We start from the raw sequence: 9,359 nt of genomic DNA on the forward strand, positions 1-9,359 counted from the left end.
ATTCAAGCTCAATTGGGTCACAGCGATATAAGAACCACTCAAATTTATACTCATGTGCTCAACATGGGAGCGGATGGAGTAGCGAGCCCTTTAGATTTAGTTTAAAGCCTTTACTAAATCAGACCCATTCTAAAATCGCCACACACTAACACCTTTCCCCAAAACTTAACCTAGACCAAGCCAAAAAAAACTAATAAAACCAACAACATCACTCACACTACGCGGTATGCTTTAGCGCCCAAGCCCCACTCTCTCCCACAAAAAAAGCAGCTAACAAGCTGCTTTTTACTGTGCTAAGGCTAAGGCCGCTAGCAACATTCTTGTTCTATTTGATAGAGCAAATCCGTTGCGGTTTGGTCGCCACAGTCTTCAAAATATTCATACAACGGGTTGGTTTGGCTGCCAACAAAATTGAGGTTGTCGCGCTGCATCTTTTTTTGTTCGGCGCGTTTGCCAATAAAGTACTGTTGCCATAGCTCGCTGCCATTGCCTGCGGCAATATGGTGATCGAGCATCTCAATTAAGCGGTCGGCATTTTGGTCGCAATCTATATTGCAAAAGGACACGTAGCGGTCACTGTTTAAGTCTGACATGATAGTTCTCTTAAAACGATATTTGCCCACTTATGCAGCTGGGCAAATGCTTCATCGAATTGATAAATTATTTAGTCTTCTTCGTGCAAAGCAATCACTAGCCCAATAGCTAGATCCAAGCTATTGGTTAAGCGTGCGCAACTGGTGCCATTGGCCATTAGAAAAATGTCGAAGTAACTGGCAGCAACAAAGGGTTCGCGCTCGGCCATATCGTCTTCGCTACATTCAATCACCCGTATACCAGGATGATGCTTTTTAAAACAAGCCAAGCCCTTTTGGTAATCGGCCTTGTCGGCGATACGAGAGACCAATTTGTCCAATATCGACTGGTTTAGCGGCTGCTCGCTGTACTTGTCTTTACAACCGCATTGCTTAGCACTGTGACTAGAACTATGACAGCCACAATCGCCATGCTCGGGCTGATGCGGCTTATCCTCGCCCTTACAAGTGCAATTTTTGGCTTCAGCTTCTCCGCTGTGGCAACCACAATCACCGTGCTTAGGCTGATGCGGTTTATCTTCGCCTTTACAGCTGCAAGTTTTAACTTGAGTTTCACCTACTCCACACATAAAGCAGCCTCCTGCCCTTGTCTTTCCAACAAACGCGCCAACCAGCGTGGTGGCTGATCCATAACCATCTGCAAACGTTGCAATATGCTTTGGCTAGGCTGAGGAGTCAGTTGTTTTAAAGGAAGAATGTCAGCACGACTGACTCGCGCAGCAGCTGGGCCACCTATAGATAAAGTGGCGAGTAACTGGCAATCACCAATTAACTCAATTAAGTAGCTAGTGCGCGCATCGCCAGTATGATTTTCGACTACCGGGCGAACATCCACCAGCTGATAACCGCTAGCGCTTACTTGATAAATCAAAAAACGCAGACAAGAGCCAAAATGCCCGTCGATGCGCTCTAAGTTATTTGAACTTACCGCTAACTGCACCACTGGGCCAGTTAACTGTTTTGGCGCAGGAATGCTAGGCGCTTCCATGGGGCTAACTTCGTCGGCGACCAATATGGCATGCACTTGGTTGAGCTGGCTACGGTCAATTTGTAAGGCGGTTTGCGCAAACAGTTCACGCAATTGTTTAGGGCTAATCGCGCGTAGTTTTTTTTCTGTTAGTGGCTCACCGCAAAGAGTAATCAGTAACTGAATAAACTGTTTTAGTTCAATATCGGGTACGGCTTTGGCCGCTACCGCTAGCCTTAATGCTAGGGTATCACTCATAGGCTTGGTCATGATCTGTCCTCTAAACAAATTACGCGCAAAACACAAAGCAATAGCTTGCGCTAGGCTCTTCTGGCACGAAAGGTTTTAGGTAAGCTTGGCTTGGTATTCTGCGGTTCAATATAAAAGCGGCTGCCATCGCTGAGTTCTAACTCCCCGCCCCACTGATCGTCTTGATCAAACTGTAACGAGTTGATAGTTAACTCTAAATCTTTCTTGGCGATGTAGGCTTGTAGCTCACCAGAGCTTTCGCGACTAATAATTAGATTGGGCATGCTTGCTCCTTAACAAGGGCTAAAACTGGCTGGAAGCATGCTCCCAGCCAGACTTTGAGGTTTAACGTACTAGGTCGAAACCGTAGTCTGTTTTACCCATTTCGCTGGTGTCTTCATCAAGCTTAGCCAGCACTTCATTCACTAAGGTGGTCAACATGTACATGCCGCCTTCATAACCTAAGGTGGTGTTGCGGTGTAAATGGTGACGGTCGAAGATGGGGAAGCCCAAACGAATGAGTGGAACTTCAAACTCTTCACCCTTGGCCTTGGTATCACGTTGAATAAACTTGGCGTAAGAGTTACCAATCATGAAATCAGGTTTATTGGTGAATACCAATGAACGGAAGTGCCACAAGTCTTTACCTACGTGAATTTCAGCGTTGGCAGTACAAGGGGCTTCAGCACATAGGGCTTCCATTTTCTTGCGCCAACGTTTAGCACCGTTGTGACACAAGATGTGTTTGATCTCACAGCCTAGTTCTTGAAGGAACTTGGTTAAGCCCATGAGGTAATCTGGGTCGCCATAGATGGAGAAGCTCACACCGTGTAACCAGGTGTGCGAATCGGTCATCATGTCAACCAAACGACCACGCTCAGTGGCTAGTGATTCCGGAATGGGTTTACCAGTAAGTTCAGAAATCTTCATTAAGAATTCGTCGGTCCAGTCTAGGCCCATAGGAATTTGTAGTGCAGGTACTTCGTGATTCCATACACCTTCAACTAGTTTCTTAGTTTTCACTAACTGGTCAGGTTGTAACAACACGGTGGTGATGGCGTTAGGCGCGTCTTCTAGCTCGGCTAATGGTGTACCACCAGCGTACATGCGGTATTCACCATCGGCTGGCGTATCCAACACTTCAGAAGGATCACTTAACAAGCTGTAATCCACATCCATTTGTTGCATCATTTTATGAATAACGCGGTAGTTGCCTAAGTAGGTTTCAAAGCCGGGGACGATGTTGATTTTGCCATTGCTGGCCACCACTTTGTCGTCCATTTTGTTCACGGTAAAGTATTTGGCAAACCCTTCGAACATGCCGTCCCAACCGGTCACATGGCTACCTACGAAACTAGGCGTGTGAGCAAAGGGAGTGGGCAGATCTTGTGGAATATAACCCTCTTTTTTTGCGTTACCAATGAAGGCATTTAAGTCATCACCAATAACTTCGGCCATACAGGTGGTAGACACTGCAATCACTTCTGGCTTGTATAAAGCCAACGCGTTTTGCAGGCCATCAAACATGTTCTTTTGTCCACCAAATACGGCGGCGTCTTCTGTCATAGAGTCAGAAACACAGGCGACTGGCTCTTTAAAATGACGGTTGAAGTAAGTGCGGAAGTAAGCCACACATCCTTGAGAACCATGTACATAAGGGAGGGTATTTTCAAATCCCAAGGCACATAATACCGAACCAAGTGGTTGGCAAGCCTTAGCGGGATCAACGGTTAGGGTTTTACGCGAAAAGTTAAGCTCTTTGTATTCTTCAGTGGTGGTCCACTCGAATACTTCTTTAATCTTCTCGTCGCTCACGCCTTCTTCATGATCGGCACGTTTACGCGCCATCATGTCTTGATATTCTGGCTGCTGAAACAGCGGGTAGCCAGCTTTGATATCGTCTACTGATTGACTCATTTTCTTTCTCCTTCCGCGCCACTCATCTGTGAACTAACGGATTGAGTTAAACACTCAAGTGCTGCTGCACTCATCCTGACCTTGCTAAGTAAACTAGGCTCGAGTTAAGCGGCCGCTTTACTTTCTGATTTACCGGCTTTCCATGGCGGTGTCATTTTGTTCCAGCAAGGGTTGTTTAGCGTCATGTCCATATCGCGGGCGAAGATAGCGAAGCCATCGAAGCCGTGGTAAGGACCTGAGTAATCCCAGCTGTGCATTTGACGGAATGGAATACCCATTTTTTGGAAGATGTATTTTTCTTTAACACCAGCACCAATGAGGTCGGGCTTAAGTTTGTCGGCAAAGGCTTCTAGCTCGTAACCGGTAACATCATCGTAAATCAGGGTGGCGTCTTTCACTTCAGGAACCGTTTTGCTGTAATCATCGTTATGACCGAACTCATAACCAGCACCAACAATTTCCATACCTAAGTCTTCGTAAGCACCAATCACGTGACGTGGGCGTAAACCACCTACATACAACATGACTTTTTTGCCTTCTAAACGAGGACGGTATTTGTCAACCACGGCCTGCCATTGCGCTTTGTATTTGGCGATAACTTCTTCAGCTTTAGCTTGAATTTTTTCGTCAAATTTCGCAGCGATAGCGCGTAAAGACTCTTCACACTTGGTAGGACCAAACAAGTTGTACTCCATCCATGGAATCCCGTATTTCTCTTCCATATGACGACAGATGTAGTTCATTGAACGGTAACAGTGAACCAAGTTCATTTTCACTTTAGGGGTGTTTTCTAGTTCCGGTAGCGTACCGTCACCAGACCACTGAGCCACAACACGTAGGCCAATTTCTTCTAGAAGGATACGTGAAGACCAAGCATCACCACCGATGTTGTAGTCACCAATAATGGCTACGTCGTAATCAGTTGTGGCGACTTCTTTACCTTCTGCTTTATCTAGCACGTAATCGCGTAAGGTATCGTTAGCAATATGGTGACCTAATGATTGGCTCACACCGCGGAAACCTTCACAGCGCACTGGCACAATGGTTTTCCCAATTTCTTTGCCTTTGGTTTTAGATACCGCTTCGATGTCGTCACCAATAAGACCAACCGGACATTCAGATTGAACTGAAATACCTTTGGTTAATGGGAATAACATTTCTACTTCGTCGATAATGGTGGCTAGCTTTTTGTCGCCGCCAAATACGATGTCACGCTCTTGGAAGTCAGAGGTGAAGTTCATGGTACCGAAGCTGTTCACACCGGTGTAACCCGTATAGTAGTTACGACGACCAGCGCGTGAATATTGACCACAACCTACTGGACCGTGAGAAATGTGAACCATATCTTTGATAGGCCCCCACACCACCCCTTTAGAGCCGGCGTAAGCACAACCACGAGCGGTCATAACACCAGGTAAAGATTTACGGTTAGCGGTAATACAGCTGCCTTTTTCACTGTCGTTGGCACCGAGGTGCTTGAGACGATCTTTTTTGGCTTTCTCTGGATAGACCTCTAGCACTTCATCAATCAGCGCTTGAGTCTCTGCTTTTTTATCTGACATTGCTGCCTCCTATAGCATCAATTAGCTCACTGTTGAGAGTGATTAAGCGGTAATTTCTTCAGCCGTTTTACCGATGATGGATTCGTCTTCAACGTCCATGATGCCGAATTCCATTAACAACTCTTCTAGTTCGTCCATGCTTACTGGAGTAGGTACAACGAACAGTTTGTTGTTGATGATTTTCTGAGCAAGAGCGCGGTATTCATCAGCTTGGTTACATTTAGGGTTGTACTCGATTACTGTCATACGACGAATTTCAGCTTGTTGTACAACATTGTCACGAGGTACGAAGTGGATCATTTGAGTACCGATTTTCGATGCTAGGGCTTCAATCAGTTCGTCTTCGCGGTCACATTTACGTGAGTTACAGATTAAACCCGCTAAACGCACGCTACCGGTTGCAGCATATTTACAAATACCTTTAGAAATGTTGTTAGCGGCGTACATCGCCATCATTTCACCAGATACTACGATGTAGATTTCTTGGGCTTTGTTTTCACGAATAGGCATGGCGAAACCACCACACACAACGTCACCTAATACGTCGTAGAATACGAAGTCGAGATCTTCTTCATAAGCGCCCTCTTCTTCTAGGAAGTTAATCGCTGTGATTACACCACGACCAGCACAACCAACACCTGGCTCTGGACCGCCAGATTCAACACAACGAACACCGCCGTAACCCACTTTAAGTACATCTTCTAGTTCGATGTCTTCAACAGAACCCGCTTCAGCAGCCATTTCCATAATGGTATTTTGAGCTTTCGCGTGTAAGATAAGACGAGTTGAGTCAGCTTTAGGGTCACAACCGATGATCATGACTTTTTTGCCCGCTTCCGCTAGAGCACCAACTAGGTTTTGAGTAGTGGTAGATTTACCAATACCGCCTTTTCCGTAAATTGCACATTGACGAATAGCCATAATATTTCTTCCTTTTAGCTTTGATAAAACGGTTCCCGCTATCACTACTGCGAATATCGTTCCAGCTTAAGCAAAAGCAATTAACACATTGTTTTAAAAGGAATTAAATACATTAGCCAGCAACAGATTAAGGAAAAAACAACGAACAAAGCGCGTCACAATGTAGGATTTGTAGCAAAAGTACCAAACTTTGTGTGGTTATATTTCTGAGTGTTGTTTATGCAGCAAATACACATTTCCGCTTGACCCGTGTGTAACACATAGGTTTTATAGTAGAGCTAAGTAAAGTTGCTATGGGTAACACGATGAAAACCTCAGAATTAGCCAAACGAGCCGGCGTCACGGCCGATACAGTGCGCTATTACACACGCTTGGATTTAATTAGCGCTAGCCGTGATCCGGTTAATAACTACAAAGACTACGATAGCCAAGCGCTACAACGCTTACGCTTTATTCATCAGGCTCGAGAAATTGGCTTCAGCTTAAAAGAGGTGCAATCCATATTAGCCTTGGCGAATGACGGCGATACCCCCTGCCCAACGGTTCGCCAGCTATTACAAGAGAAGATCCAACAAACCGAACAACGTTTGCTTAAAACCCAACAACAGTTGGCCATGCTGCAAGATACCTATAAACAGTGGCAATGCCATCCGGATAAGCTCCCCACAGAACAGAGTATTTGCGCCCTAATAGAATCATGGTCAGCTAAGGAGGAACACGATGAGTAACTTAGTGGTCGACTTACAAGGCTTATCCTGCGGCAAATGTGTCGCCAAATTAAGTCAAGCCGTGCAAAGCCAGCATCCTGACGCCCAGCTGCAAGTGAGCGACGATAAGCGCCATGCTATTGTCAGTGAGCTTGACGATTTTACTGAGTTTAATCAGTTGGTTGAACAAACCGGCTACCATACTAAGCAGCGCGAAGCGCAGGCTTATCAGTATTCACTACAAAATGTTAAATGCGGGCACTGCGTTAAAAAAATCGAACAAGCCATACAGGGCGACGATCCAGAAGCGGAACTAAGCGTAGACATACAGCAGCAAACCTTACAGCTAAGCACGCGCTTATGGCCTAGCCAAATCGAGCAACGCCTAAGTGAGTTCGGCTATTTAGCCGAAGCTCAGCCAGAAACCGAAATTGAAGCAGAAACAGAAGCGGAAGTAGAAACAGAGGCATCGCCCAAAACCAACAGCGACGCGTCTCAACACTCCGCTGCAGACGATGCAGCAACAACTACGCCTAGCTCAGACAGCTCCCTTACCCGACTTAACCTAAGCGGCGTCACCTGTGCTAGTTGCGTAAATACCATCGAACAAGCCTTACATAAGCTGGATAAAGTAACCAAAGTAGAGATTAACTTTGCCGAACGCACCGCCAGCGTATTTGGCGAGGAATCAGCCGACAGCCTGATTAAACAAATCGAACAAGCAGGCTACGGCGCCAGCCTAATTGAAGATGAGCAACAAGCGCAGCAACAACGTAGCAGCGACGATAAGCGAGAGTATCGACATAAACTGATGCAAACCGGACTTAGCTTGCTCCTAGCAGTTCCGCTAATGGGCTATGGCTTGGCAGGCGGAGCCATGAGCGTTAGCAGCCCCGCGCAACAAGCTTGGTGGCTGTTTGTTGGTTTAGTGACATTGTTAGTGATGTGGATTTCAGGCAAGCAGTTTTTCAGCAGTGCTTGGAATAGCGTAAAGCACCGTCACGCTAATATGGATACCCTGATTGCCTTAGGTACTGGCGCAGCATGGCTTTACTCCATGGCGGTAGTAATAAGCCCCAGCCTATTCCCTAGTAACGCCCAGCATCTGTATTTTGAAGCCAGCGTGATGATCATTGGTCTGATAAACCTAGGTAAAGCCTTAGAGCTAAAAGCACGGGGTAAAACCTCTTCGGCCATCAATCAACTGCTGAACTTGCAAAGCAATACTGCGCAACGCCTCGATCAAGATGGCAATGTGAGCAGCGTAGCAATTAGCGAACTTAAGATTGGCGACCACCTGTTAGTGAGACCCGGCGACAGCATTCCGGTGGATGGTAAAGTCATCAAGGGCACCAGTACGGTGGATGAATCGATGTTAAGTGGCGAGCCTATTCCGATTGAAAAAACCGAAGGGCAAAACGTCTCTGCTGGCACCATCAATGGCAACCAGCCCTTGGTGATTAGCGCAGAAAAAGTCGGTAAAGATACGCTGTTAGCCAAAATCGTCGACTTGGTCAGCCGTGCGCAAAACTCTAAACCACCGATTAGCCAATTGGCCGATAAAGTCTCGGCAGTGTTTGTTCCCAGTGTGATGATCATTGCGATCATCACCGCTTTAGCGTGGTATAACTTTGGGCCAGAACCGCTAGGGGTAAACATGTTAATCGCCGCGTGTTCGGTATTGATCATCGCCTGCCCTTGTGCGCTGGGCTTAGCCACCCCCATCTCTACCATGATTGGTGTGGGTAAGGCTGCCGAAGCCGGCGGTTTAATTCGCAACGGTGAAGCGCTACAAAATGCCAGTCAGATCAACCTGATTATTTTGGATAAAACCGGCACCATTACTCAAGGTAAACCCCAAGTCAGTCAGAGTCAGTTACATGGCGAGGCCGCTCCGCTGCTGGCCTTGATTTATGCCATGGAGCGCGCTTCAAGCCATCCCTTGGCTAGCGCCATGGTCAATTACATAGAGCAGCAACTTGATGACATTCCCCCACGTGATATTGCAGAGCTTAATAATTTAAGTGGCCTAGGTCTTAGCGCTCGCTATCAACAGCAAGACTTGTTGTTGGGCAATAGCAAACTGATGCAGCAACAAGGTGTGGAGCTAAGCACTAATGAACAACAACTAGATGCCAGCGGTTCGCGGGTGTATTTTGCAGTGGATGGTAAATTAATGGCCGAGTTTAGCATCAGCGATCCGGTTAAAGAGGATTCCGCCGACGCCATTAAAGCCCTACAAGCTCAAGGCATTAAAGTGGTAATGCTAAGTGGCGACAATCAGGCCACAGCCGCAGCCATTGCCAAGCAAACTGGGCTAGATGAATTCCACGGCGAGTTATTGCCCGATGACAAATTGTCTTATTTGAAACAATACCAGCAACAGGGTTATCGAGTAGCGATGGTAGGCGATGGAATTAACGACGCTCCTGCTCTGGCCGCT

General features: G+C 46.6%; 9 protein-coding genes and 1 pseudogene. 3 read left to right on the forward strand and 7 right to left on the reverse strand.

The genetic code is table 11. From position 1 onward, the window contains the following. Window positions 1–105 (forward strand): annotated as a pseudogene (locus tag ACQY6Q_RS08205) (integron integrase); the annotation flags it as partial. A gap of 203 nt (window positions 106–308) precedes the next feature. On the opposite strand, the gene cowN reads toward ACQY6Q_RS08205, so the two are convergent. From cowN to nifH, 7 genes are all read right to left on the reverse strand, one after another. Continuing rightward, window positions 309–593 (reverse strand): N(2)-fixation sustaining protein CowN, encoded by a 285-nt coding sequence (gene cowN, locus ACQY6Q_RS08210; RefSeq protein ID WP_427980051.1) that lies wholly within the window; start codon window positions 591–593, stop codon window positions 309–311. Window positions 594–664: 71 nt separating this feature from the next. Continuing rightward, window positions 665–1,162, reverse strand: coding sequence for a hypothetical protein (locus ACQY6Q_RS08215; protein WP_427980053.1), 498 nt, complete (start codon window positions 1,160–1,162; stop codon window positions 665–667). Next, window positions 1,150–1,830, reverse strand: a complete 681-nt coding sequence (locus ACQY6Q_RS08220) for a NifB/NifX family molybdenum-iron cluster-binding protein (protein ID WP_427980056.1) — start codon at window positions 1,828–1,830, stop codon at window positions 1,150–1,152. Before ACQY6Q_RS08220 ends, ACQY6Q_RS08215 begins: the two co-directional genes overlap by 13 nt. Before the next feature lie 50 nt (window positions 1,831–1,880). After that, entirely contained in the window at window positions 1,881–2,093 is a 213-nt protein-coding gene (gene nifT, locus ACQY6Q_RS08225) for a putative nitrogen fixation protein NifT (RefSeq protein WP_427980058.1), read from the reverse strand. A 61-nt stretch (window positions 2,094–2,154) separates the two neighbouring features. Further along, window positions 2,155–3,726 carry a nitrogenase molybdenum-iron protein subunit beta gene (gene nifK / locus ACQY6Q_RS08230; RefSeq protein WP_427980060.1) on the reverse strand — a complete coding sequence of 524 codons (1,572 nt, stop codon included), beginning with the start codon at window positions 3,724–3,726 and terminating at the stop codon, window positions 2,155–2,157. Window positions 3,727–3,830: 104 nt separating this feature from the next. Continuing rightward, a complete protein-coding gene (gene nifD / locus ACQY6Q_RS08235) occupies window positions 3,831–5,288 on the reverse strand; it encodes a nitrogenase molybdenum-iron protein alpha chain (protein WP_427980062.1) in 1,458 nt (485 codons plus the stop codon). A 42-nt stretch (window positions 5,289–5,330) separates the two neighbouring features. After that, window positions 5,331–6,209, reverse strand: coding sequence for a nitrogenase iron protein (gene nifH, locus ACQY6Q_RS08240; protein ID WP_427980064.1), 879 nt, complete (start codon window positions 6,207–6,209; stop codon window positions 5,331–5,333). A gap of 305 nt (window positions 6,210–6,514) precedes the next feature. Here nifH and ACQY6Q_RS08245 point away from each other — a divergent pair, with 305 nt between their 5' ends. Together ACQY6Q_RS08245 and ACQY6Q_RS08250 are read left to right on the forward strand one after the other, a co-directional pair. Beyond that, window positions 6,515–6,937, forward strand: a complete 423-nt coding sequence (locus ACQY6Q_RS08245) for a MerR family DNA-binding protein (RefSeq protein ID WP_427980065.1) — start codon at window positions 6,515–6,517, stop codon at window positions 6,935–6,937. Further along, on the forward strand, window positions 6,930–9,359 hold a 2,430-nt coding region (locus ACQY6Q_RS08250; RefSeq protein WP_427980068.1), incomplete at its 3' end, for a heavy metal translocating P-type ATPase. The genes ACQY6Q_RS08245 and ACQY6Q_RS08250, both read left to right, overlap by 8 nt.

Origin of the sequence: Agarivorans sp. (assembly GCF_050295395.1) — a bacterium.
Classification (GTDB): domain Bacteria; phylum Pseudomonadota; class Gammaproteobacteria; order Enterobacterales; family Celerinatantimonadaceae; genus Agarivorans.

Coding starts and splice junctions, on each gene's coding strand:
- cowN (WP_427980051.1), bottom strand. CDS start 593: ATGTCAGACTTAAACAGTGACCGCTACGTGTCCTTTTGCAATATAGAT.
- ACQY6Q_RS08215 (WP_427980053.1), bottom strand. CDS start 1,162: ATGTGTGGAGTAGGTGAAACTCAAGTTAAAACTTGCAGCTGTAAAGGC.
- ACQY6Q_RS08220 (WP_427980056.1), bottom strand. CDS start 1,830: ATGACCAAGCCTATGAGTGATACCCTAGCATTAAGGCTAGCGGTAGCG.
- nifT (WP_427980058.1), bottom strand. CDS start 2,093: ATGCCCAATCTAATTATTAGTCGCGAAAGCTCTGGTGAGCTACAAGCC.
- nifK (WP_427980060.1), bottom strand. CDS start 3,726: ATGAGTCAATCAGTAGACGATATCAAAGCTGGCTACCCGCTGTTTCAG.
- nifD (WP_427980062.1), bottom strand. CDS start 5,288: ATGTCAGATAAAAAAGCAGAGACTCAAGCGCTGATTGATGAAGTGCTA.
- nifH (WP_427980064.1), bottom strand. CDS start 6,209: ATGGCTATTCGTCAATGTGCAATTTACGGAAAAGGCGGTATTGGTAAA.
- ACQY6Q_RS08245 (WP_427980065.1), top strand. CDS start 6,515: ATGAAAACCTCAGAATTAGCCAAACGAGCCGGCGTCACGGCCGATACA.